The organism is Streptomyces sp. NPDC002853 (genome assembly GCF_053591915.1).
Window position 1 is genome coordinate 460408 of the sequence record NZ_JBSFUS010000001.1, and the last position, 23071, is coordinate 483478.

Annotated in this window: 20 protein-coding genes; 11 read left to right on the top strand and 9 right to left on the bottom strand. The window is 70.4% G+C overall.

The genetic code is table 11. From position 1 onward, the window contains the following. Nucleotides 1-4: 4 nt before the first annotated feature. Nucleotides 5-733, bottom strand: a complete 729-nt coding sequence (locus ACWD02_RS02090) for a FadR/GntR family transcriptional regulator (RefSeq protein WP_451204360.1) — start codon at nt 731-733, stop codon at nt 5-7. A gap of 169 nt (nt 734-902) precedes the next feature. Between ACWD02_RS02090 and ACWD02_RS02095 the strand changes: the two genes are divergently transcribed. Genes ACWD02_RS02095 through ACWD02_RS02115 form a run of 5 tightly spaced genes read left to right on the top strand, consistent with a single transcriptional unit; the run spans nt 903 to nt 7474 of the window. Next, nucleotides 903-2561: an ABC transporter substrate-binding protein gene (locus tag ACWD02_RS02095; RefSeq protein ID WP_451203496.1), complete on the top strand. Its 1659-nt coding sequence runs from the start codon at nt 903-905 to the stop codon at nt 2559-2561. After that, nucleotides 2558-3517, top strand: coding sequence for an ABC transporter permease (locus tag ACWD02_RS02100; RefSeq protein ID WP_451203498.1), 960 nt, complete (start codon nt 2558-2560; stop codon nt 3515-3517). The genes ACWD02_RS02095 and ACWD02_RS02100 overlap by 4 nt, the downstream gene beginning before the upstream one ends. Further along, nucleotides 3517-5508 (top strand): dipeptide/oligopeptide/nickel ABC transporter permease/ATP-binding protein, encoded by a 1992-nt coding sequence (locus tag ACWD02_RS02105; protein ID WP_451203500.1) that lies wholly within the window; start codon nt 3517-3519, stop codon nt 5506-5508. Before ACWD02_RS02100 ends, ACWD02_RS02105 begins: the two co-directional genes overlap by 1 nt. Next, on the top strand, nt 5505-6539 hold the full coding sequence (locus ACWD02_RS02110; protein WP_451203502.1) for an ABC transporter ATP-binding protein: 1035 nt from the start codon (nt 5505-5507) through the stop codon (nt 6537-6539). The genes ACWD02_RS02105 and ACWD02_RS02110 overlap by 4 nt, the downstream gene beginning before the upstream one ends. After that, the gene (locus ACWD02_RS02115) at nt 6536-7474 is read left to right on the top strand and encodes a dihydrodipicolinate synthase family protein (RefSeq protein ID WP_451203505.1); all 939 of its coding nucleotides are present in this window, start codon (nt 6536-6538) and stop codon (nt 7472-7474) included. The genes ACWD02_RS02110 and ACWD02_RS02115 overlap by 4 nt, the downstream gene beginning before the upstream one ends. Before the next feature lie 116 nt (nt 7475-7590). Here ACWD02_RS02115 and ACWD02_RS02120 read toward each other — a convergent pair whose 3' ends face one another. The 5 genes from ACWD02_RS02120 to leuA form a co-directional block, all read right to left on the bottom strand. Beyond that, nucleotides 7591-8268, bottom strand: coding sequence for a response regulator (locus ACWD02_RS02120; RefSeq protein ID WP_451203508.1), 678 nt, complete (start codon nt 8266-8268; stop codon nt 7591-7593). After that, nucleotides 8265-9491 (bottom strand): sensor histidine kinase, encoded by a 1227-nt coding sequence (locus ACWD02_RS02125; protein ID WP_451203510.1) that lies wholly within the window; start codon nt 9489-9491, stop codon nt 8265-8267. The genes ACWD02_RS02120 and ACWD02_RS02125 overlap by 4 nt, the downstream gene beginning before the upstream one ends. An 82-nt stretch (nt 9492-9573) precedes the next feature. After that, nucleotides 9574-11661 (bottom strand): MMPL family transporter, encoded by a 2088-nt coding sequence (locus ACWD02_RS02130; RefSeq protein ID WP_451203512.1) that lies wholly within the window; start codon nt 11659-11661, stop codon nt 9574-9576. A 157-nt stretch (nt 11662-11818) separates the two neighbouring features. Then, a complete protein-coding gene (locus ACWD02_RS02135; RefSeq protein WP_451203514.1) occupies nt 11819-12553 on the bottom strand; it encodes a TerB family tellurite resistance protein in 735 nt (244 codons plus the stop codon). Nucleotides 12554-12703: 150 nt separating this feature from the next. Continuing rightward, on the bottom strand, nt 12704-14431 hold the full coding sequence (leuA, locus tag ACWD02_RS02140) for a 2-isopropylmalate synthase (RefSeq protein WP_451203516.1): 1728 nt from the start codon (nt 14429-14431) through the stop codon (nt 12704-12706). Between the two features lie 297 nt (nt 14432-14728). Here leuA and ACWD02_RS02145 point away from each other — a divergent pair, with 297 nt between their 5' ends. The 4 genes from ACWD02_RS02145 to ACWD02_RS02160 all read left to right on the top strand — a co-directional run bounded on the left by ACWD02_RS02145 (nt 14729) and on the right by ACWD02_RS02160 (nt 18806). Next, the gene (locus ACWD02_RS02145; RefSeq protein ID WP_451203518.1) at nt 14729-15799 is read left to right on the top strand and encodes a M4 family metallopeptidase; all 1071 of its coding nucleotides are present in this window, start codon (nt 14729-14731) and stop codon (nt 15797-15799) included. Nucleotides 15800-15836: 37 nt separating this feature from the next. Continuing rightward, entirely contained in the window at nt 15837-16103 is a 267-nt protein-coding gene (locus ACWD02_RS02150) for a protealysin inhibitor emfourin (protein WP_451203520.1), read from the top strand. A gap of 91 nt (nt 16104-16194) precedes the next feature. Continuing rightward, nucleotides 16195-17571, top strand: coding sequence for a GH1 family beta-glucosidase (locus ACWD02_RS02155; RefSeq protein ID WP_451203522.1), 1377 nt, complete (start codon nt 16195-16197; stop codon nt 17569-17571). Beyond that, entirely contained in the window at nt 17568-18806 is a 1239-nt protein-coding gene (locus tag ACWD02_RS02160; protein WP_451203524.1) for an MFS transporter, read from the top strand. The genes ACWD02_RS02155 and ACWD02_RS02160 overlap by 4 nt, the downstream gene beginning before the upstream one ends. A gap of 15 nt (nt 18807-18821) precedes the next feature. On the opposite strand, the gene era is transcribed toward ACWD02_RS02160, so the two are convergent. Next, entirely contained in the window at nt 18822-19790 is a 969-nt protein-coding gene (gene era / locus ACWD02_RS02165; protein ID WP_451203526.1) for a GTPase Era, read from the bottom strand. Between the two features lie 200 nt (nt 19791-19990). Here era and ACWD02_RS02170 point away from each other — a divergent pair, with 200 nt between their 5' ends. Continuing rightward, the gene (locus ACWD02_RS02170) at nt 19991-21277 is read left to right on the top strand and encodes an ammonium transporter (RefSeq protein WP_451204361.1); all 1287 of its coding nucleotides are present in this window, start codon (nt 19991-19993) and stop codon (nt 21275-21277) included. After that, the gene (locus ACWD02_RS02175; RefSeq protein WP_451203528.1) at nt 21274-21612 is read left to right on the top strand and encodes a P-II family nitrogen regulator; all 339 of its coding nucleotides are present in this window, start codon (nt 21274-21276) and stop codon (nt 21610-21612) included. The genes ACWD02_RS02170 and ACWD02_RS02175 overlap by 4 nt, the downstream gene beginning before the upstream one ends. 154 nt (nt 21613-21766) lie before the next feature. Here the strand turns inward: ACWD02_RS02175 and ACWD02_RS02180 are convergent, their stop codons facing one another. Then, on the bottom strand, nt 21767-22120 hold the full coding sequence (locus tag ACWD02_RS02180; protein WP_451203530.1) for a cytidine deaminase: 354 nt from the start codon (nt 22118-22120) through the stop codon (nt 21767-21769). Between the two features lie 33 nt (nt 22121-22153). Continuing rightward, on the bottom strand, nt 22154-23062 hold the full coding sequence (locus tag ACWD02_RS02185) for a helix-turn-helix transcriptional regulator (protein WP_451203532.1): 909 nt from the start codon (nt 23060-23062) through the stop codon (nt 22154-22156). Nucleotides 23063-23071 lie beyond the last annotated feature (9 nt).

Genomic DNA, 23071 nt, shown 5'->3' on the forward strand with positions numbered 1-23071 from the left:
CCCCTCATCCCACGCCCCTCGACTCCTGCCCCGCCCGCGCCTCGATCCCCCGGAAGTGATCCGCCATCGCCCGCTGAGCCCGCTCCACGTCCCGCTCCCGCAGCGCCGTCACTATGTCCCGGTGTCTGCTCACCGTCACGTCGGGCGCGGGGTCACGCGCCCACCCCCGCACGCCCGCGACCCGGTTGAAGACGTTCCAGAATGCGCCGAGCAGCTGCGGCACCAGTTCGTTGCCGAGCGAGCGGTAGAGCGTCTCGTGGAACTCGCGGTCGAGCTCGGGGAAGGCGGCGCCCGCGTCCGCCGACTCCTCCATCTTGCGGACCAGAGCCTCCAGTTGGCTCAGCTCCTCGTCCGTGAGCAGCACCGCGACCCGCCGCACCAGGCCCTCTTCGAGAACCTCCCGCAGTTGCAGGATCTCCGCAAGCGCATGCGTGTCGTCGGCCAGTTGCACCAACGTACGGAAGGTGAGTCCGTCGGCCAGCGGTGTCAGGGACGCCTGGCCCACATAGGTCCCGTAGCCGTGTCTGATCTCCACGATGTCCAGGGCCTGGAGTGCCTTCAGCGCCTCGCGCACCGAGTTCCTGCTGACCCCCAGCTCTTCCATCAGCTCGGCCTCGGTGGGCAGCAGCGCGCCCGGCCGAAGCCTTCTGTCGAGGATCAACTGCATGACGGCGCGCTGGACTTGGCTGCCCACACGCCGTTCGCGGACTGGCTCCTGAGGCATGCGGCACATCGTAGGCACGGATGACATCCCACGTCCCACCTCCGGACCAACATCGTTGCGGGCAGGCCGGATTCGGATCCGTGCGCGATCTCTTGACCGGCTCTCGCGGCGCTCCTATGGTCGCCACGCCACCACGACGTAGGACGTGGGATCTCTCAAGGGAGCAAGGGGAGACACAGTGAGCGACCAGAAGACCAGCATCGGCTCCACCGGTCACACCGGACCCGCACCGGACCGTCGGTCCTTCCTCAAGTACACCGGTGTACTCGGCGCGGCCGCCGCCATCACCACCACGCTCTCCGCCTGCTCGTCGGGACCCGAGTCCACGAACGAGGCCGGGGACGGCGGCGGCAAGGGCGGCGACTCGACCCTCACCGCTGTCATCGGCTATGGGAACGACGGCAGTTGGGACCCGACGCAGACCGCGTCCGCCTTCGCGATGGCCGGCAACGAACACATCTACGAGGGGCTCCTCAACACCGACCCCATCACCCGCGAGCCGTACGCGGCGCTCGCCACGGAGATCCCCACCGACGCCAAGGCGACCACCTGGAAGTTCACGCTGCGGCCCGGCGCCAAGTGGCACGACGGGAAGCCCGTGACCGCCGACGACGTGGTGTTCGTCTTCGACCGCATCCTGGACCCCAAGACCCAGACCCTGGCCAAGGGCTTCTTCGAGAGCTGGCTGAAGGAGGTCAAGAAGGTCGACGCGACCTCCGTCGAGCTCGTCCTGAAGTTCCCGTTCCCGGACGGCCTCGCCCGGCTCTCCCTCGCCAAGATCATGCCGAAGCACGTGTTCTCCAAGCCTGGCGCATGGGACGACGCGACCAAGGGCAAGGCGGTCGGCTCGGGCCCGTACAAGCAGGCGTCGCACGCCCCGAAGTCCAACACCACCTTCGAGGCCTTCGACGACTACAACGGCCCCCGCAAGGCCGCCTTCAAGAAGATGAACTGGCTGACCATCGTGGACGCGGCCCCCCGCGTCGCGAAGATCTCCGGCGGCAGCGCGGACTCCGAGATCGCGGACAACATCCCGTACGCCAACATCGAGCAGCTCAAGAAGGGCGGGCTCACCGTCGAGGGCGGGGCGGGGATGAACAACCTGTTCCTGATGTTCAACACCGCGCACAAGCCCTTCGACGACGTACGCGTGCGCCAGGCCCTGCATCACGCCATCGACACCGAGAAGATGATCCAGGTCGCGCTCAAGGGCCACGGCAAGGCGTCGACGTCGTTCCTGAACGAGTCCAACCCCGCCTACCGGCCCGCGAAGACGGTCTACGAGTACGACCCCGCGAAGGCGAAGAAGCTCCTGAAGGAGGCCGGGGTCAAGGATCTGTCGATCGACCTCATGGCGGTGAACGTGAGCTGGATCGTCGACTGCCTGCCGACCATCAAGGCCTCGTGGGACGCGATCGGCGTCAAGACGACCCTTGACCCGCAGGAGACCACGGCCGTCTTCACCAAGATGGACCAGAAGAAGGACTACCAGGTCGTCGCGGCCGCCTCGAACCCCAACCAGTTCGGCATCGACCCCGACCTGATCATGCACTACAACTACGGGCCCGAGAACCTGTGGATGGGCTACGCGCGCTGGGCGGACAACTCCGTGGCCAAGAAGCTCTTCAAGGACATGGACCAGGCGACGCGCGAGCCGGACGCGGCCAAGAAGAAGGCCATGGTCCAGGACTACATCGACACCGTCGCCGAGCAGGCGGTGATCTACCCGGTCGTCCACAACGAGCTGATGACCGCCTGGGACCCGAAGAAGCTCACCGGCGTCAAGGCCCAGCCCTATCCGGGCATCAACCTGCTCCAGGCGAAGTGGGCGACGTGATCGCGGTCCTCAGAATCCTGGTCCGCCGCCTGGTCCTGCTCGTACCGCTGCTGCTCGGCATCGTCCTGTTCGTCTTCCTCGTGATGCGGTTCTCGGACGTCGACCCGGCGTCGGCGTTCTTCCAGGGCGCCAATCCGACCGAGGAGCAGCTGCAGGACTTCCGCGAGGAGAACGGGCTGCTCGATCCGCTGCCGGTGCGCTATGTGGCGTTCGTCGGCGATCTGGTCCAGGGCGACATGGGCATCAGCGTGCTCACCCGCTCGCCGGTGATGGACCAGGTCACCACCGCGCTTCCGCTCACCCTGCAGCTGACCTTCCTGGGCCTCGGCATCGCGGTGGTCATCTCGCTGCTGCTCGGCGTGACCGCCGCGATCTACCGCGACCGGCTGCCGGACCAGCTGATCCGTGTCATCTCGCTGACCGGTGTGGCGGCGCCCGGATTCTGGCTGGCGCTGCTCATGATCCAGTACCTGGCGGTGGAGGCGGGCTGGTTCCCGACCGGCGGATACGTCAACCCCGGTGATTCACTGAGCGGTTGGCTCAAGACCATGACGCTCCCCGCCTTCGCGCTCTCGCTCCCCGTGGCCGCCGGGCTCACCCGCATCATCCGCACGGCGGTGGTCGAGGAACTCGACAAGGACTACGTGCGGACGGCGATCGGCAGCGGCCTTCCACCGGTCGTGGTGGTCGGCCGCAACGTCCTGCGCAACGCCCTCATCAACCCGCTGACCGTGCTCGGCCTGCGCGTGGGCTATCTGCTCGGCGGCGCGGTCGTCATCGAGACGATCTTCTCGCTCCCCGGCATGGGGAAGCTGATGATCGACGCCGTGAAGAACGGCGACCCGGCCGTCGTGCAGGGGGTCGTCATCACGACGGCCGTCGGATTCGTGGTCGTGAACCTGGTCCTCGACATCCTCTATCTGCTGGTCAATCCGCGCCTGAGGGGGACCGCCTGATGATCACGTCGCGCAAGGCCCTGGCCGAGCGGCTCTCGCGGCCCGGCATCCGGCTGCGCTCCCTGCGCCGCCTGCCCGTGCTCTCGCGCATCGCGGCGGGCGTGATCGGCGTGGTCGTCCTCGTGGCGCTCCTCGCGCCGCTGATCGCCCCGCACGACCCGCTCGACCAGCAGCCGCAGGCCGACGGCACGGGACACCCGACCGGCGACCACTGGATGGGCCAGGACAGCCTCGGCCGGGACATCCTCAGCAGGCTGATGTACGGGGCGCGCTGGTCCCTGGCGATCGGGCTCGGGGCGACGCTGCTCGCCCTGATCGTCGGGGCTGCGCTCGGGGCGATCGCGGCGACCTCGCGCAAGGCCGTCGACGAGACGCTGATGCGGTGCCTGGACATCGTCATGGCGTTCCCCGGGATCGCGCTTGCCGCCGTCCTCGTGGCGGTCTTCGGCGGCGGCATCGTCGTACTGATCTGCGCCATCGCGTTCCTGTTCACCCCACCGATCGCGCGGGTCGTGCGCGCGAACGTGATGGATCAGTACGGCGAGGACTACGTCGTCGCCGAACGCATCGTCGGTGCCCGCACCCCACACATCCTGATCAAGCACGTGGCCATCAACTGCGCGGCGCCGATCCTGGTGTTCTGCACGGTGCAGGTCGCCGAGGCGATCGTCTTCGAGGCCTCGCTGTCGTTCATCGGCGCGGGCGTACGGCCGCCGGACCCGTCCTGGGGCAGTGTCATCGCCGACGGCAAGAACATGGTGCTGCTCGGCGGCTGGTGGGCGACGGTCTTCCCCGGCCTGCTCATGCTGGTCACGGTCCTGGCCCTGAACATCCTCTCCGAGGGCGTGTCGGACGCGTGGGCGGCGCCCGCGACCCGCGACGTGCCGGGAGAGGCCCGCAAGGAGGACCGCCTCGAAGCGCCCGAGCCGGGCAGCGGCAAGGTCCTCGAGCTGCCGGGCCTGACGGAGGCGGCCGAGCGCCTGCGCTCCCGCGCGCGCCCGCTGCCGGAGGGCACTCCTGTGCTGACCGTCTCCGATCTCACCATCGGTTTCGACTCCCGCCACGGCGGCGTGGACATCGTCGACGGCATCAGCTTCCACGTGCGGCCGGGCGAAGTCCTCGGCCTGGTGGGCGAGTCGGGCTGCGGCAAGTCGCTCACCGCGCTGACCGTGATGGGCCTGGAACCCAAGGGTGCCCGCATCGGCGGTCAGGTGACCTTCGACGGCGAGCAACTGCTCGGCATGCCGATGCGCGTCCGCAGACGACTGCTCGGCCACGACATGGCGATGATCTACCAGGACGCCCTGTCCTCCCTCAACCCCGCGATGACGGTCCGCTCCCAGCTCAAGCAGGTCGTACGAAGGGGCGGGCGCCGCACGGCGGTCGAACTCCTCGAACTCGTCGGCCTCGACCCGGACCGCACCCTGCGCAGCTACCCGCACGAACTTTCCGGCGGCCAGCGCCAGCGCGTCCTGATCGCGATGGCCCTCTCCCGCGACCCGAAACTGATCGTCGCCGACGAGCCGACGACGGCCCTGGACGTCACGGTCCAGGCCCAGGTCATCCAGCTCCTCCTGCGCCTGCGCGAGGAGCTCGGCTTCGCGCTGATCCTCGTCTCGCACGACCTGGCCCTGGTCGCGGACGTCACCGACCGGGTGGTGGTGATGTACGGCGGCCAGATCGTCGAGACGGGCGTGACGGCGGACCTCGTCGAAGCGCCGTCGCACCACTACACGCGCGGCCTGCTCGGCTCGGTCCTCTCGCTCGAATCGGCGGCGGAACGCCTGACCCAGATCAAGGGCGTCGTCCCCTCACCGGCCGACTTCCCCGCGGGCTGCCGTTTCGCGGACCGCTGCCCCCTCGCGAGCGAGGTGTGCCGCACGACGGCGCCCGAACTCACCGGCGGGACCCGGCATTCCATCGCCTGCCACCATCCGGCGCAGCTGCCGCCACAGGTGCCGCGGCCCAGGGGAAACGAGGCCCTCAAGTGACCGCTCTCATCACGCTGTCCGACGCGCACGTCGTGCACAGGGCCCGCTCGGGCGGACTGTTCTCGCGTGAGCGTGTGTACGCGCTGACCGGCGCCGACCTGACCATCGCGCCCGGCGAGACGGTGGGCGTCGTGGGCGAGTCGGGATGCGGCAAGTCGACGCTCGCGAAGGTGCTGGTGGGAGTGCAGCAGCCCACTGCGGGGACGGTGTCCTTCCGGGGACGCGACCTGTGGACGATGAAGCCGGCCGAGCGCCGGACCGCGATCGGCCGGAACACCGGCATGATCTTCCAGGACCCGTCGACGGCACTGAACCGCAGGCTGACCGTACGCCAGATCCTCCGCGACCCCCTGGACGTGCACAGAATGGGGGCGCCCGCTCAACGCGACGCACGCGTACGGGAGTTGATGTCGCTGGTGGGCCTCCCCAAGGTCCTGGCGGACGGACTGCCCGGCCAGCTGTCGGGCGGGCAGCGCCAACGCGTGGCGATCGCCCGCGCGCTGGCCCTCGAACCGGAGCTGGTGGTGGCGGACGAGCCGACGAGCGCGCTCGACGTGTCCGTGCGCGCCCAGATCCTCAACCTCCTCCTGGACCTCAAGGAGCGGCTCGGCCTCGCCCTGGTCTTCGTGTCGCACGACATCCAGACGGTGCGGCGGATGAGCGACCGGGTCATCACGATGTACCTGGGCAGGATCGTGGAGGAATCACCGGCCGAGGAGATCCTGGACAGAGCACGCCACCCCTACACGCGGGCCCTCTTCTCCGCGACCCCCGGCCTGCTGGACCCCATCGACCCGATCCCGCTGGTCGGCCCGGTGCCGTCGGCCACGCGACCGCCGAGCGGCTGCCCCTTCCGCACCCGGTGCTGGAAGGCTGACGAGGCCTGCGCGTCCACCATGCCGGACTTCGCGTCGACGGAGGGTTCCGGGCACCGCTACCGCTGCCACCACCCCGTGCCGGACGGCCAGTCCACGCACGAGCTAGTGATCCAGTCCGCCGCCACGGACGCGAGCCCCAGGGAGACTCCATGACACTGCCCACCCCGCTGAACGGTGTCGTTCCGCCCGTCTGCACGCCCCTGACACCGGACCGCGAGGTGGACACGGCGTCCTTGACGCGGCTGGTCGACCATCTCGTCGACGGCGGCGTGGACGGCCTCTTCGTCCTCGGCTCGTCGTCGGAGACGGCCTACCTGACGGATGCCCAGCGGAAGGTCGTGATCGAGACGGTGGCGGGTCATGTCGGGGGTCAACTGCCCGTACTGGCAGGGGCGATCGACATGGCGACGGCGCGGGTCCTGGACCACGTCCGCGCGGTGACGGACGCGGGGGCGGACGGGGTGGTGGTGACGGCCCCCTTCTACACGCGCACGCACCCGGCGGAGGTGGCCCGCCACTTCCGCCTGGTGGCGGCGGGCTCACCGGTGCCGGTCTTCGCGTACGACCTGCCTGTCTCGGTCCACTCCAAACTGACCGCGGAACTGGTCCTGGAGCTGGCGGCGGAGGGGGTCCTTGCCGGGTTGAAGGACTCCAGCGGGGAGGAGGGCAACTTCCGGGAGGTGGCCCTCGGGGCGCGGACCCGGACGGACGTCGCGGGCTTCAGCGTGCTCACGGGTTCGGAGACGACGGTGGACGGCGCCCTCGCGATGGGGGCGGACGGGGTGGTACCCGGGCTGGGGAACGTGGACCCGGAGGGATACGCGCGGCTGTACCGCTACTGCCGGGAGGGGGACTGGGCGCGGGCCCGGGGTGAGCAGGAGCGGTTGTGCGGGCTGTTCGGGATGGTGCGGGTCGGGGACGCCGCCGGGAGGATGGGGGGCAGTTCGTCCGCGCTCGGAGCTTTCAAGGCGGCGCTGTACCTACGGGGCGTGATCGCCTGCCCCGCTACGGCGGAGCCGCAGGTTCCGTTGTCTTCGGGGGAGGTCGAGCGGGTGGGGAAGTTTCTGGCGGGGGCGGGGTTGTTGTAACGGTTCTACCTTTCAGCCCGGCCGGCGTTTGAGGCCATCTTTTCGGGGGTCCAGGGGGCGGAGCCCCTTGGTCTCGGGAAGGGGCGGGATTGGGGAAAGCCCCGCAGGGACCGCCCCTACGCCGACCCCTCCACCCCCGGCCGCACCAACCCCGACTCATAAGCCACGATCACCAACTGGGCCCTGTCCCTCGCCCCCAACTTCCCCATGATCCGGCTGACATGAGTCTTCGCGGTCAAGGGACTCAACCCCAACGCGTCAGCGATCTCCGTGTTGTTCAGGCCCCGCGCCACCAGCGCGAGAACCTGACGCTCCCTCTCCGAAAGCCCTTCGGGGCCCGCGGCCCCCGTGGGCGGGGGTTCCGGGGCCCGCAGGACCCTGGCGATCAGCCGAGACGTCGGGCCCGGCGAAAGCAGGGACTCCCCCGCCGCCACCGTACGAATCGCCTCCAGCAGCTCCGCAGGCTTCGTGTCCTTCACCAGAAACCCCGAGGCCCCGGCCCGAAGCGCCTCCACGACATGCTCATCCGTGTCGTAAGTCGTCAGCATCAAAACCTTCACCCCGGCCAGATCCTCGTCCCGCGCGAGCAGCCGCGTCGCCTCGATCCCGTTCAGGTCCGGCATCCGGATGTCCATGACGATGAGATCAGCCCGCTCCGAGCGGGCGAGATCGACCGCCGCCCGCCCCGTCCCCGCCTGCCCCACCACCTCCATGTCCGGAGCGGACTCGACCAGCATCGCGAACGCCGCCCGTACCAGCGTCTGATCATCGGCGAGCAGTACACGGATCGTCATCGAAGTCCTCCCACGGGCACCAGCGGCAGTACGGCCGACACCGCGAACCCGCCCCCCTCCCGAGGCCCCGCCTCCACCGTGCCGCCCACGCTCCGGGCCCGCTCCCGCATCCCCACGAGGCCGAACCCGGGGGTGTGCGCGGGATCCTCAGGAGCTCGCCCGTCGTCCGTGACCGTCACCCGCAGCGCCGCGTCAGCCACGCCTACGCCCACCCGGATGGTGAGCCCGGGTCCGCCGTGCCGCACCGCGTTGGTCAGCGCCTCCTGCACGATCCGGTAGGCCGCGGCGCCCACGGCCGCCGGCGCCTCCACCTCCCGTACCGCGAGATCGACCGCCGCCCCGGAGGTCCGCGCCGCCTCCGCCAGGTCCTCAAGGCCGTCAAGGCCCGGCAGCGGCCCGCGCGACTCCTCGGCGGTACCCGCCCGCAACACCTCGAGCGTGGCCCGGAGTTCACCCCGCGCCGAACGGCACGTCTCGGCGATGTCGTCCAGCGCCTTGGCCACCGCCGCCCGGTCGAGGCGGTCCGGATCGGCGGCCAGTACGTGCGCCGCGACGGAGGTCTGGACGCCGACGAGGGTGATGCTGTGCGCCAGGAGGTCGTGCAGGTCGCGGGCGACCCGGAGCCGCTCCTCCGCGACGCGCCGCCGCGCCTCCTCCTCGCGCGTTCGCTCCGCCCGCTCGGCACGCTCCAGTACGGAGGTGACGTGCTGACGGTGGATGCGTACGTACACGCCGAGCAGCAGCACCGCGACGATCCAGCCGGAGATCCGCAGCACCTCCGCGAGCTGGTGCGGGGAGACGCTCGCGTTGGCGGTCATCGTGATGCCGACGATGAAGAGCCCGGTGAGCAGGGCCCGGCGCGGGCGCCCGGACACGGCGACGGTGTAGAGCGCGACCATGCCCACCGGGATGGCGGCCATGTGGGTGTAGTCGACGGCGTGGTACGGGACGATGCAGGCGACCACCCCGAGGAGCACGAGCAGGGGGCGGGCGCGTCGCCACACCAGCGGCACGTGCGCGCAGAGCAGCAGGCTCCACCCGAGGAGGTCGGGCCGCCGTCCGTCCTCGACGAACGCGGCGAGCGCGGCGGACAGCACCGCGAGCCCCACGGCGAACAGCGCGTCGTCGCGCAGGGCGCGCCGGCTGCCGGGCACGGCCCCCGTGAAGGCGGCCAGGCCGCGCGGCGCGGACGGCCTCTCGTGAACCCGCGTCATGTCCCCCACGGCTGCATCCTCTCGTACGAGGGTGCCCCTCCGGCAGTGGAGGGGCACCCTGCGGCGGTCCGGCCGACGGCCCGCCCAACGGTCAGGAGACGGAGGCCCGTTGGGGCTCGTTCTCCGGGTCCGGGTCCGCAGCCGGCCGGGGGCGCGAGAGGCTGCCCGGCCACCACACCTTCCGCCCGAGCGCCACGCTCGCACTCGTCACCAGATATGTCCGCACCAGGAACGTGTCGAGGAGCACCCCGACCGCGATCACGAAGCCCAGCTCGACCAGCTGCACCAGCGGCATGTTGGTGAGCACCGCGAAGGTCGCCGCGAGGACCAGGCCCGCCGACGCGACGACGCCGCCCGTCGTCCGCAGCGCGATCAGCGCGGCTGCCCCCGGCTCGGCCCCGGCGAGGGACTCCTCCCGCATGCGGTGCATGAGGAAGATCCCGTAGTCGACGCCCAGCGCGACGAGGAACACGAACGACAGCAGCCCCAGCCCTGGATCGGTGCCCTCGAAGCCCATCAGCGGTTCGAAGACGAGGCCCGCGATGCCCAGCGACGCGCCCCATACCGCGACCACCGCGGCGAGCAGCAGCAGTGGCGCGACAAGGGACCTCAGCAGCGCCATCAGGATCAGGAACACGGCCGCGAGGACCAGCGGCACGATGATCAGGCGGTCACGGTCGTTCGTCTCCTTCAGGTCCAGCTGCTGGGCGCTGGAGCCGCCCACGTACGAGCCGTCGAGATCCGCCCGCAGCGCCTTGATCGTCGCTGTCTCGCCCTCCGACTCTGGCGCGGACGTCGCGATCACGGAGATCTCCGTCCAGCCCTCCGCCGTACGTCCCTTCTCGGCGCTGTCCACGCCCTGGGTGTCCTTGATGTCGGCGAGGACGGCGGTGGCGCGGTCCTCGGGGGCCATCACGGTGATGGGCTGGGTGCCGCGTTCGGGATAGGCCCTGGCGAGGGTCTCCATGGCGGTGACGGATTCGGGCGTCTTGGTGAAGGAGTCCTCCTGCTTCATCGCGCCCGGCAGATTCAGCGCCCCCAGGGCGAGCGCGCCCAGGAGCACGGCGCCGCCCGCGAGGACGGTGAGCGGCCTGCGCCCCGCCGAGCTGCCCATCATGGAGAAGAGACTGCGCCGCTGCTTGGGTTCGCTGCCGAAGGCGGGCACGAGGGGCCAGAACACGCGCCGTCCGAGCAGGACCAGGATGGCGGGCAGCAGCGTCAGCATCGCGACGAGTGCGCACAGCACACCGACCGTGCCGAGGGGGCCCATGCCCCGGCTGCTGTTGAGGTCGGCGGCCAGCAGGCAGAGCAGCCCTGCCGCGACCGTCCCCGATGAGGCGAGCACCGCGGGTCCGCAGCCCTTCAGGGCGGCGACCATCGCGTCGTGGGGCCGCTCGATCCTGCGCAGTTCCTCACGGTAGCGGGAGACGATGAGCAGGGCGTAGTCCGTGCCCGCGCCGAACACGAGGATCGTCATGATGCCGCTGCTCTGGCCGCTGACGGACGTCCCGAAGCCTTCGTGCAGTCCGTACGCGATGCCCATCGCCAGGTAGTCGGCGACTCCTGCCACGGCGAGCGGCACGAGCCACAGGAACGGGCTGCGGTAGATGAGGATCAGGAGCAGGGCGACCACGCCGGCGGTGGTGTAGAGCAGCGGGCCGTCGAGGGAGTTGTAGACCTTGCTCGCGTCGGTGTCGAGCGCCCCCGCCCCGCCCACGTCGACGCTCAACCCGCCCTCTCCCGCGGCGATCTCGCGTACGTCGTCGACGAGGACGTCCCTGGCTTCCTCGTCCTGGCCGGGCTCGGTGCTCGCCACGGGGTACATCAGCGTGGTGCCGTCCTTGGAGGGCACGGCGCGCGGGTCGGACGTCAGCTTGTGGGCCTGGCCGATCTCGGCGACCTGGGCGGCCGCCGCCTCGCGGTCGGCGGCGGTGAGGCCGCCGTCACGGTGGTAGACGAGCACCAGCTCGGTCGCTTCACCGCCCGGCAACTGGTCCTGGATCTTGGCTACTTGGGTGGAGTCGGCGCTGGCGGGGAGGTAGTCGACGACGCGGTCCTGCTGGGCGTCGGCCAGCTTCGACGCGAAGGGCCCGGCGAGCGCGATGACGCCGATCCACAGTGCGAGGAACACCCAGGGCACGGCTCGTCGCCGTCGTGCGGTGGTCTCTTCGGCCCGCATGACGGGCCTCCTTCCGGCAGGTTGGCAGGTTCGGTGCCAACCTTTCCGGAGGGGGCCGCGCGATCCGTCGGGCGCGAGGGCGAGTTGAGGAGTACGGCGCGGGGAGACATCAGCGGCGTACTACTCCCACGGGAGTAGCGTCCCTGCACCCCCGGGATCAGAAGTGCGTGGTCCGCGCCGCCACCATCAGCCGTGTCACCTCGTCCGCGCCGATGGTCAGCGCGCCGCCCGCCGTGGCGAGCACCTCGCGCTCGGCGGGGGTGTACGGGCCGTCGGCGAGGGCGATCCGCGCGCCCTGGAGCAGCAGCGCCTCGCGTCCGGCCGGGGCCAGGTGCGGGGCCAACGGGCCGAGCGCCTCGTGGAGTTCTATGGCCAGACCGGGCCCGCAGTCCGGGACGGTCGCCCGTCCGGTGTCCGCGGCGAGCGCGTCGACGAGCGCGACGAGCTGTTCCTCGCGGCAGTCGTCGAAGCCGGCTCCGCGCAGCGCGCCGACGGCCGCGTCGAGCGTCGTGCGCGACGAGGTGCCGCCCGCGGCGAGGATGGCGAGGACGACGGTGTGCACGGCGTCGCGCACCATGGCCGAGAGCCGTGTGGTGGTGGGATGGCCGAGAACGTCCGTGCCGAAGTGGTCGCCGCAGGCGGCGCACTCGACGATGGGGCCCGCGGCGCCGCGCGGCAGGACCGGAACGCCGAGCAGGACGAAGCGGCGACGGCCGGTGCGGCGCTGGTAGTTGCGGTCACCGCCGCAGCCGGGGCAGAAGAACTCGCCGTCCCCGACGGTGGTCCAGGCCGTGTGCACGCCGATCACACGCCTGCGCAGGACCCGCCCGCGGGAAACGGGCGTGGCGAAGATGCGGGATTCCCGGCCGTTTCGTCCCCGATCTGGCAGCACCGCACACCTCCGTAACGCCCCGGCAACATTGCCGCGTTGGGCGTGATGTTAGCCACATTGTTGATGTGGCGTCAGCACCCTGTGCGAGAGATGGCCGGTAGACGATCGCCGGACAGGCTCGTTTTCGGCCTGTCCGGCGGCCGGATGGTGTCAGCGGGCGGCGCGGTTCACCGCGGAGACCGCGGCCTTCAGCGACGCGCGCGTCGTATTGGCGTCGATGCCGATGCCCCACAGGACCTTGTCACCGATGGCGCATTCGATGTACGACGCGGCCTGCGCGGAGGCTCCCTCGCTCATCGTGTGCTCCTGGTAGTCCAGGAGGCGTACGTCGATGCCGATGCCCTGCAGCGCGTTGAAGAAGGCCGAGATCGGACCGTTGCCGGTGCCGGTCAGGACGGTGTCGGCGCCGTCGACCGTCGCCTCGACGGTGAGGGTGTCCGTGCCGTCCTTGTCGGTGGTGGTCTGGCCGTTCTTGACCTGGATGCGTCCCCACGGGTTCTCGGGGTTGGGCAGGTACTCGTCCTGGAAGATGCCCCAGATCGCGTCCGGCGTGACCTCGCCGCCCTCGGAGTCGGTCTTCGTCTGGATGATCTTCGAGAACTCGACCTGCATGCGGCGCGGCAGGTCCAGCTTGTGGTCGTTCTGCAGGACGTAGGCGATGCCGCCCTTGCCGGACTGCGAGTTGACGCGGATGACGGCCTCGTACGAACGGCCGACATCCTTGGGGTCGATGGGCAGGTACGGCACGGCCCACTCGATGTCGTCGACCGTCTTGCCCTGCTGCTCGGCCCGGACGCCCATCGCCTCGAAGCCCTTCTTGATGGCGTCCTGGTGGGAGCCGGAGAAGGCGGTGTAGACGAGGTCGCCCGCGTACGGGTGGCGCGGGTGGACCTCCATCTGGTTGCAGTACTCGGCGGTGCGGCGGATCTCGTCGATGTCGGAGAAGTCGATCTGCGGGTCCACGCCCTGCGAGAACAGGTTCATGCCCAGCGTGACCAGGTCGACGTTGCCGGTGCGCTCGCCCTGCCCGAACAGGCAGCCCTCGATGCGGTCGGCGCCGGCCATGATGGCCAGTTCGGCGGCGGCGACGGCGGTGCCGCGGTCGTTGTGCGGGTGGACGGACAGGCAGACGTGCTCGCGGCGGGTCAGGTTGCGGGACATCCACTCGAAGCGGTCCGCGTGGGTGGAGGGCGTCGAGCGCTCGACCGTGGCGGGCAGGTTCAGGATGATCTCGCGGCCCTCTTCGGGCTGCCATACGTCACAGACGGCCTCGCAGACCTCCAGGGCGAAGTCCAGCTCGGTGTCCGTGAAGATCTCGGGGCTGTACTGGTAGCCGAAGACGGTCTCGGGGCCCAGCAGCTTCTCCGCGTACTCCATGACGAGGCGCGTGCCGTCGACGGCGATCTGCTTGACCGCGTCCTTCGAGCCACGGAAGACGACCTCGCGCCAGACGGGCGCGGTCGCGTTGTAGAGGTGGACGGTGGCGCGCTTGGCGCCGACCAGCGACTCGACGGTGCGGGAGATCAGCTCTTCGCGGGCCTGCGTCAGGACGGAGATGGTGACGTCGTCCGGGATCGCGCCGTCCTCGATGATCGACCGCACGAAGTCGAAGTCGGTCTGACCCGACGAGGGGAAGCCGACCTCGATCTCCTTGTAGCCCATGCGGACCAGCAGGTCGAACATCTCCCGCTTGCGCGCGGGGGACATCGGGTCGATCAGCGCTTGGTTGCCGTCACGCAGGTCCGTGGAGAGCCAGCGGGGAGCGACCGTGATCCGGTTGTCGGGCCACGTGCGGTCGGGGATGTCGACCTGGTCGTACTGCCCGTACTTGTGGATCGGCATGGAAGTGGCGCGCTGCAGATTGGGCTTGATCGCCATGATGCGGGGGCTCCTCGGGAGTGTCCTTAAGGACGGCCGACGGTCGCTTCGCGAGCAACACCGAACTCCGCGGGGAGGGGGTCGGCCTCGACTACAGGCCCTCGCCGCGGCAGCTAAGGAGAAGCAGCCCGTAACGCATGATGCTCCGCAGCCTAGCCGAGCCGCGCTGTGTGCGCGGGTGCGTATCAGTATGCGGGATCGCCATCAGGTAACGGGTAGGAGGTGATCAATCCCTCTATTTCACTAATCATGGTTGCAGGTAGTGACAGCGGCATGACCCAGTGCCACATTGCCGCCATGACCGCCAACCCAGGCTTCGAGCCTGTCTTCTGCACCATCATTCCGCCCCACGTGCTCGACACTCTGGCCCAGAGTGACGACGCCACGCTCGCGGGTCCCGCCCGCCGCACCCTGGAACGGGACTCCATCGAGCGCACCCACCGCCGCCTGACCACGGTCATCGGCGCCCCGTCCGTCTCGCTGCCCAAGGAAGCCGCGGAGAGCAAACCGCACCGCACGATCCACGACGCCAGGCACAAGACCGAGCTGCCGGGCCGCAAGATCCGCGGCGAGGGCGAGAAGCCCGGCAAGGACGCGACCGTCAACCGCGCGTACGCGGGTCTCGGCGCGACCTTCGAGCTGTTCCTGAAGTCGTACCAGCGCAACTCCATCGACGGCAGCGGTCTGCCGATGAACGCGACGGTCCACTACGGCGAGAAGTACGGGAACGCCTTCTGGAACGGCGAGCAGATGGTGTTCGGCGACGGTGACGGCGAGATCTTCCTCGACTTCACCATCCCGGTGGACGTCATCGGCCACGAGCTGACGCACGGCGTCGTCCAGTACACGGCGAACCTCACGTACTTCGGTCAGCCGGGCGCCCTGAACGAGTCCTTCGCGGACGTCTTCGGCTCGCTGATCAAGCAGTACACGCTCGGCCAGACCGCCGCCGAGGCCGACTGGCTGATCGGCGCCGGGCTGCTCGCCCCGCGCGTGACGGGCAAGGCGCTGCGCTCCATGAAGGCCCCGGGCACGGCGTACGACGACGATGTCCTCGGCAAGGACCCGCAGCCCGCCGACATGGACCACTACGTCCGCACCGGCCGCGACAACGGCGGCGTGCACATCAACTCCGGCATCCCCAACCACGCCTTCTACCTGCTGGCCGAGGCGCTCGGCGGCAACGCGTGGGAGCGGGCCGGACAGATCTGGTACGCCGTCCTGACCGGCGGCGAGCTGGCCCAGGACGCGTCCTTCGCGGACTTCGCGAAGCTGACCGTGGCCGCGGCGCGCGCCAAGTACGGCGAGGGCGAGGAGCACGGCGCCGTGGTGAAGGCGTGGTCCCAGGTCGGCGTGCCCACCAACTGACCTACCCACCGGCCTCCCCATGGAGTAGACAGGTTCCATGCGTATCCAGGTGAAGCGCACGGGAGGATTCGCGGGCATCGAGCGGCACGCCGAGGTCGACACCTCGGGACTGCCCGATGCCCACGAGTGGCAGGCCCTGGCCGAAGAGGCCGTGGCAGAGGGCCGGAGCACGCCACCGATAGGGGTGCCGGACGGCTTCAGCTACCAGCTCACCGTGGACGGACACACGGTGTACTGCTCGGACCCCCGCCTGACCGATCCACAGCGCAAGCTGATCACGCGCGTCCTCAAGGAGGGCTCCTAGAACAGGAGGGCTCGTAAAACTTGAGCGGTGTTCACCTTTTCTGAGGCACGCCCATTGACTTCCGTACGCGGCCGTACGGAAGATCGCGCCCATGGCAGCGAGCGATGCGACCCCTGCGCGCGAACCACTCCCTCAGTTCCCCCGCGACTTCGTGTGGGGGGTGTCCACTTCGGCTCACCAGATCGAGGGCGCCGTCGACGAACGCGGCCCCTCGGTCTGGGACGCGTTCACGGCGGTTCCGGGCCGGGTCAAGGACGGCACGACGGCCGCCGTCGCCTGCGACCACTACCACTGCTACCGCGAAGACGTCGCGCTCATCCGGGAGTTGGGCGCGGACGCCTACCGCTTCTCGGTGTCGTGGCCGCGCGTGCTGCCGGGCGGGACGGGCGAGGTGAGCACCGCGGGCCTGGACTTCTACGACCGCCTTGTCGACGAACTGTGCGCGGCGGGCGTGAGCCCCGTCCCCACCCTCTTCCACTGGGACACCCCCCTTGCCCTCGCCGACGAGGGCGGCTGGCTGCGGCGGGACACGGCCGAGCGGTTCGCCGAGTACGCGGCGGTGGTGGCAGCGCGCGTCGGCGACCGCGCCAAGAAGTGGATCACTCTGAACGAACCCGCCGAGCACACCCTCCTCGGTCACGCGCTCGGCCAGCACGCGCCCGGTCAGCAGCTGATGTTCGACGCGCTGCCGGTGGCACACCACCAGCTCCTCGCCCACGGTCTCGCCGTACGGGCGCTGCGCGCGGCGGGCGTCACGGACATCGGCATCGCCAACTCGCACGGCCCCACCTGGCCGGCGTCGTCATCGGCCGAGGACACGCAGGCCGCTGACTTCTACGACGTACTCCTCAACCGCCTGTTCGCGGACCCGCTCATCCTGGGCCGCTACCCGGACGGCATCGGGGAGTTGATGCCGGGCGGCGACATCGACGCCGACCTGAAGGTCATCGCCGAGCCGGTCGACTGGTACGGCATCAACTTCTACCAGCCGACCAAGGTGGGTGCCCCGCTCCCGGCGTCGGCAACGACATCGACGGAGTTCTCCGGCCTCACCCTCCCGCCCGAACTCCCCTTCTCACCGAGGGAGATCGAGGGGCGCCCGGTGACGGACTTCGGCTGGCCGGTGGTCCCGGAATCACTCACCGAGCTGCTCACCGGCTTCCGCGACCGGTACGGCGACCGCCTGCCACCGCTGGTGATCACCGAGAACGGCTGCTCGTACGAGGGCATCGACGACCAACGCCGGATCGACTACCTCGACGGCCATCTGCGGGCGCTGCACCGGGCGTTGCAGGAGGGAGTGGACGTTCGCGGCTACTTCGTCTGGTCCCTGATGGACAACTTCGAGTGGGCGGAGGGTTACCGGCAGCGCTTCGGTCTCGTCCACATCGACTTCGCGACCCTGGAGCGCACCCCGAAGGCGTCGTACGCGTGGCTGCGCGACACGCTGCGGGCGCAACGGGCATGACGGCCGACGCGCTGCGGGAGCCGGTCGACCGGGTCGGCCGGGGCTGGACGGCATCCCTGTCGCTCGCCAACGGCGCGATCTGGGTGGGCTGGTACGGCCCGCTGCAGATCCTGCTCGCCGTGCAGGCGGAGGATCTGGCCCCGGCCGGCACCTCCAAGGAGACGGTCCTCGCATGGGTCGCGGGCGTGGGAGCCGTGGTGTCCCTCGCGTCGAACCCGCTCTTCGGCGCGCTCTCGGACCGGACGGTGTCGCGCTTCGGGCGGCGCACGCCGTGGATCGTGGCGGGCACGGCGGGCGGCGCGGCGTCGCTCCTGCTGCTGTCGGCCGCGGGGTCGGTGTGGTGGATGGCGGCGGGCTGGTGCCTGGTCCAGCTCACCCTGAACGCCGCGTTCGCCGCGGTCACGGCGGCCGTGCCGGACCGGGTGCCGCGGCTCCAGCGGGGCGCGGTGGGCGGCTGGCTGGGGGCGGCGCAGATCCTGGGCGTGGTCGTGGGGACGGGCCTCGCGACGGCTGCCGGGGGCGTGGGCGCGGGGTATGCGGCGTGCGCGGTGTTCACGGTGGTGGGGGTGCTCCCGTACGTCCTGCGCCACCGGGACCTGCGCCTCGCGCCGCGGGACAGGCCGCCGTTCGCCTGGCGTTCGTTCGCCCGCGCCTTCTGGCTGAGCCCGCGCCGCTACCCGGACCTGGGGTGGGCCTGGCTGACCCGCTTCCTGATCAACCTCAGCAACGCCCTGGTCCTGCTCTATCTCCTCTACTACCTACGGGACCGCCTCCACCACTCCGACCCCGACGAGGGCGTCCTGATCCTCACGGCGGTGAACGGCGTGACGCTGCTCGCGACCGTGGTCGTGGGCGGCGTCTGGTCGGACCGCGTGGGCCGCCGCAAGCCGTTCGTGCTCTGGTCCGGCGTCCTGATGGCGGTGGCGACGGCCCTGCTGTCCGGCTGGCAGACCTGGCCGGGCGCGATCGTCGCGGCGGCGGTGCTCGGGGTGGGCTTCGGCGTCTTCACGTCGGTGGACTTCGCCCTGATGACGGACGTCCTGCCGAAGGCCATGGACCGCGGCAAGGACATGGGCGTCATCAACATCGCCAACTCACTCCCCCAGGTGGCCGCCCCGGCCCTGGCGGCCCCCCTCGTGACACACCTGGGGGGCTATCGGGTGCTGTACCTGGTGGCTGCTGCGATCGGCCTGACGGGGGCCTTGCTGGTGACGCGGATCAGGGGTGTGAAGTAACCGGAGGTGTGGCCCTCAGAAGCCCAGCTTGCGCAACTGCTTGGGGTCGCGCTGCCAGTCCTTCGCGACCTTTACGTGCAGGTCGAGGAAGACCGGCGTGCCCAGGAGTGCCTCGATCTGCTGGCGGGACTTGATCCCGACCTCCTTGAGGCGCTTGCCCTTCGGGCCGATGATGATGCCCTTCTGGCTGGGGCGCTCGATGTAGACGTTCGCGTGGATGTCGAGCATCGGCTTGTCCGCGGGCCGGTCCTGGCGCGGCAGCATCTCCTCCACCACGACGGCGATGGAGTGCGGCAGCTCGTCCCGCACGCCTTCGAGCGCGGCCTCGCGGATCAGCTCGGCGACCATGACCTGCTCGGGCTCGTCCGTGAGGTCGCCCTCGGGGTAGAGCGGCGGGCTCTTCGGGAGCATCGGGACGATCAGGTCGGCGAGCAGCTGGACCTGCTTGTCGCCGACCGCCGAGACCGGCACGATCTGCGCCCACTCGAAGCCGAGCTCCTTGCCGAGCTGGTCGATGGCGATGAGCTGCTCGGCGAGCGTCTTGCTGTCGACGAGGTCGGTCTTCGTCACGACCGCGATCTTCGGCGTCTTCTTGATGCCGGCCAGTTCCTTGGCGATGAACCGGTCGCCGGGGCCGAGCTTCTCGTTCGCGGGCAGACAGAAGCCGATGACGTCGACCTCGGCCCACGTGGTCCGCACGACGTCGTTGAGCCGCTCGCCGAGCAGCGTGCGCGGCTTGTGGAGCCCGGGGGTGTCCACCAGGATCAGCTGGGCGTCGGGCCGGTGCACGATGCCGCGGACCGTGTGCCGCGTGGTCTGCGGCTGGTTGGCGGTGATCGCCACCTTCTGGCCGACCAGAGCATTCGTGAGGGTGGACTTGCCCGCGTTGGGGCGGCCCACGAAGCAGGCGAAGCCGGCGCGGTGGGGTGCCCCCGACGATTCTGACGGCTCGGATGACTCGGTACGAACGCTCATGGCGCCCATTCTCCCTGATCGCCGGAGGCCCGCAGCACCCCGAGGCGCCCCCGGGCCGCCGATCGGGCACCGGCAGGCCGTCCGTGAGCCTCCGGAAACCCTCGCGCAACACGAAACATCGCGGAAACGCCCGGGTGCCCGTTCCGAAACGCGGGGCGGTGACGCTCTCCCTCTGCCCCCACCCGGAGGAGAGATTCCCCGTGCAGTCCCTGACCACCACCTTGGCCGCGGCCGAGGGCCCCGACACCGGCGACACCGCCTGGCTGCTCGCGGCCACCGCGCTCGTCCTGCTGATGACACCGGGCCTCGCACTCTTCTACGGCGGCATGGTCCGCACGAAGAGCGTCCTCAACATGCTCCTGATGTCCTTCGTCTCGATCGCCCTGGTCACCGTGGTGTGGCTGCTCGCCGGCTACTCGCTCGCGTTCGGCGAGGACGCCTTCGGGGGCCTGATCGGCGGCCTCGACCACCTCGGCATGGCGGGCATCGGCCCGAACACGCTCACGGGGACGGTCCCCACCCTCCTCTTCACCACGTTCCAGCTCACTTTCGCGATCCTCACCACGGCACTGATCAGCGGTGCCATCGCGGACCGCACGAAGTTCGCGGCCTGGCTGGTCTTCGTGCCGCTCTGGGCGCTGCTCGTATACGTTCCCGTGGCGCACTGGGTGTGGGGGCCGGACGGCTGGATCTCCTCGTCCCTCGGCGCGCTCGACTTCGCGGGCGGCCTGGTCGTCGAGATCGCCTCCGGCGCGTCCGGCCTGGCGCTCGTCCTGGTCATCGGCCCGCGCATCGGCTTCAAGAAGGACGCGATGCGTCCGCACAACCTGCCGATGGTCCTGATGGGCGCGGGCCTGCTGTGGTTCGGCTGGCTCGGCTTCAACGGCGGCTCGGCGCTCGGCGCGAACGGCCTCGCGGCCGCCTCCCTCCTGAACACGCTGCTCGCCGGCTGCACGGGCCTGCTCGGCTGGCTCTTCGTCGAGCAGCGGCGCGACGGCCACCCCACGACGTTCGGGGCGGCGTCGGGCGCGGTGGCGGGCCTCGTCGCCATCACCCCCGCGTGCGGGGTCGTCGGGGTGCTCGGCGCCGGGGTGGTCGGTCTCGCGGCCGGGGTGGTCTGCTCGTACGCCGTGGCGTGGAAGTTCCGCCTCGACTACGACGACTCGCTGGACGTGGTGGGCGTCCACCTGGTCGGCGGCGTGGTCGGCACGCTCCTGATCGGCCTGTTCGCGACGGCCACGATGACTCAGGGCGCGGAGGGCCTCTTCTACGGGGGCGGGCTCGCCCAGTTGGGCAAGCAGGCGGTGGCGGTGCTCGCGGTGGCGGCGTACACGTTCTCGGTGACGTACGGCATCGGCAAGGCGATCGACGGGCTCATGGGCTTCAGGGCGTCGGCGGAGGACGAGCAGACGGGCCTCGACCAGACGCACCACGCGGAGACGGCCTACGATCACGGCGTCCTGGTCAGCCCGATGAAGGGGAGCACCGTCCGATGAAGCTCGTTACCGCGGTCATCAAGCCGTTCCGCCTGGACGAGGTGAAGACCGCGCTCCAGGAACTGGGCGTCCAGGGCCTCACCGTCACGGAGGCGAGCGGGTACGGGCGCCAGCGGGGGCACACGGAGGTGTACCGGGGCGCGGAGTACCAGGTGGACCTGGTCCCGAAGGTGCGGGTGGAGGTCGTCGTCGACGACGCGGACGCCGAAGCGGTCATCGACGGAATCGTCCGCGCGGCATCCACGGGCAAGATCGGTGACGGGAAGGTGTGGGCGGTCCCGGTGGAGACGGTGGTGCGGGTGCGGACGGGGGAACGGGGCCCGGACGCGGTCTGATCCTCCCCGACCCCGCCCCTTCCCGAAAACCCGCTCGGCGCGGGGGCCAAGATCCAGCCCCTCCGGCGTTTGAGGAGCGGGGTCTGGGGCGGAGCCCCAGGTAGGTCCGGGGCGCAGGCACGGTTTTCGGGAAGGGGTGGGGTTGGGGAATGAATCAGTTCGCCTGAGCCCGCACCCGGACCTCACCGTCAGGCCCCGCCAGGAACACCGGCGTCCCGGCCCCACCAAGGTCCCGCACAGCGGAAAGATCCTCGGCGGAGAGCGCCTCCTCGGAGGAGACGACGGCCGCAGCCTCAAGGGACTCCGCACCGGAGGCGACAGCCATGGCGACGGCGGTACGCAGCGCGGAAAGCTTCAGGGAGTCGAGAGAGACGGTCCCGGCGACATACGTCCGCCCCGTCTCGTCCCGCACAGCGGCCCCCTCGGCCACCCCATTCCGCGCCCGCGCCGAACGAGCCAGCGTAACGATCTTCCGGTCCTCAGCGTCAAGCGCAGCACTCTCGGTCATGAGCCGAGCATACGGAGGACGGAGAACAGGGGCTCACCCGGCCACCGGGTACATCGAACCCCGCCGCCCCTCCGGCGACGCGAGCCACTCCAGTTTCGCCGCGGTCTCCGCCTCCGGCAACGGCGTGTGCAGCACGATCGTGAGGTCGGGCCGCGCCGGCACCCGCAGGGCCGTCGACTCGACGTGCAACGCCCCCACCAGCGGATGCGTGAGCTCCTTGTGCACCTGTCCCGCGGGCCGCACGTCCCGCCGCTCCCACAGCTCGGTGAACTCGGCGCCCGCCGTCTCCCGCAGTTCGGCCAGGACCGCCTGGAACCCCTCGTCGTTCGGGGTCTCGGAGCACGAAGCGCGGAACTGCGCGACGACCGTCTCCGCGTTCGTCCGCCAACTCACGCTCCGGGAGCGGTAGATGGGGTCCGTGAAGAAGTCCACGATGCAGTTCTGGGTGATCTCGGGGCGCATCCCGAAGACCATCCCGGCGGCGTCGTTGTACATGACGCAGTTGTAGTAGCGGTCCATGATGTGCGCCGGGTACGGCATCCAGGTGTCGATCAGGCGCTGCATCCCCTGGCACATGTCACGGTCGGCCTGCTCGACCTCGGGCGCGGGCGGGTTGAGACCGGCGAGGACGTACAGGTGCCGTCGCTCGGTGCTCGACAGCTTCAGGACCCGGCCCACGGAGTCCAGGACCTGCGGCGACACCGAGATGTCACGGCCCTGCTCGAGCCACTGGTACCAGGACGCGCCGACCCCGGCGAGCACGGCGACCTCCTCGCGGCGCAGCCCCGGCGTACGCCGCCGCGCGCCGCCGTCGGGGAGGCCGGCCTCCGCGGGGCTGATCCGGGCGCGGCGGCTCATCAGGAACTCGCGCAGCTCGCCGAGCCGCCGTGCCTTGGCCTCGTCCTGGGGCCTGACGGCCGCCGCCTCACTCGTCCCTGCCATCCGCAGCTC

Coding starts and splice junctions, on each gene's coding strand:
- ACWD02_RS02130 (WP_451203512.1), bottom strand. CDS start 11,661: ATGCGGGCCGAAGAGACCACCGCACGACGGCGACGAGCCGTGCCCTGG.
- ACWD02_RS02155 (WP_451203522.1), top strand. CDS start 16,195: ATGGCAGCGAGCGATGCGACCCCTGCGCGCGAACCACTCCCTCAGTTC.
- ACWD02_RS02090 (WP_451204360.1), bottom strand. CDS start 733: ATGTGCCGCATGCCTCAGGAGCCAGTCCGCGAACGGCGTGTGGGCAGC.
- ACWD02_RS02175 (WP_451203528.1), top strand. CDS start 21,274: ATGAAGCTCGTTACCGCGGTCATCAAGCCGTTCCGCCTGGACGAGGTG.
- ACWD02_RS02150 (WP_451203520.1), top strand. CDS start 15,837: ATGCGTATCCAGGTGAAGCGCACGGGAGGATTCGCGGGCATCGAGCGG.
- ACWD02_RS02105 (WP_451203500.1), top strand. CDS start 3,517: ATGATCACGTCGCGCAAGGCCCTGGCCGAGCGGCTCTCGCGGCCCGGC.
- ACWD02_RS02180 (WP_451203530.1), bottom strand. CDS start 22,120: ATGACCGAGAGTGCTGCGCTTGACGCTGAGGACCGGAAGATCGTTACG.
- ACWD02_RS02120 (WP_451203508.1), bottom strand. CDS start 8,268: ATGACGATCCGTGTACTGCTCGCCGATGATCAGACGCTGGTACGGGCG.
- leuA (WP_451203516.1), bottom strand. CDS start 14,431: ATGGCGATCAAGCCCAATCTGCAGCGCGCCACTTCCATGCCGATCCAC.
- ACWD02_RS02145 (WP_451203518.1), top strand. CDS start 14,729: ATGACCGCCAACCCAGGCTTCGAGCCTGTCTTCTGCACCATCATTCCG.
- ACWD02_RS02115 (WP_451203505.1), top strand. CDS start 6,536: ATGACACTGCCCACCCCGCTGAACGGTGTCGTTCCGCCCGTCTGCACG.
- era (WP_451203526.1), bottom strand. CDS start 19,790: ATGGGCGCCATGAGCGTTCGTACCGAGTCATCCGAGCCGTCAGAATCG.
- ACWD02_RS02185 (WP_451203532.1), bottom strand. CDS start 23,062: ATGGCAGGGACGAGTGAGGCGGCGGCCGTCAGGCCCCAGGACGAGGCC.
- ACWD02_RS02160 (WP_451203524.1), top strand. CDS start 17,568: ATGACGGCCGACGCGCTGCGGGAGCCGGTCGACCGGGTCGGCCGGGGC.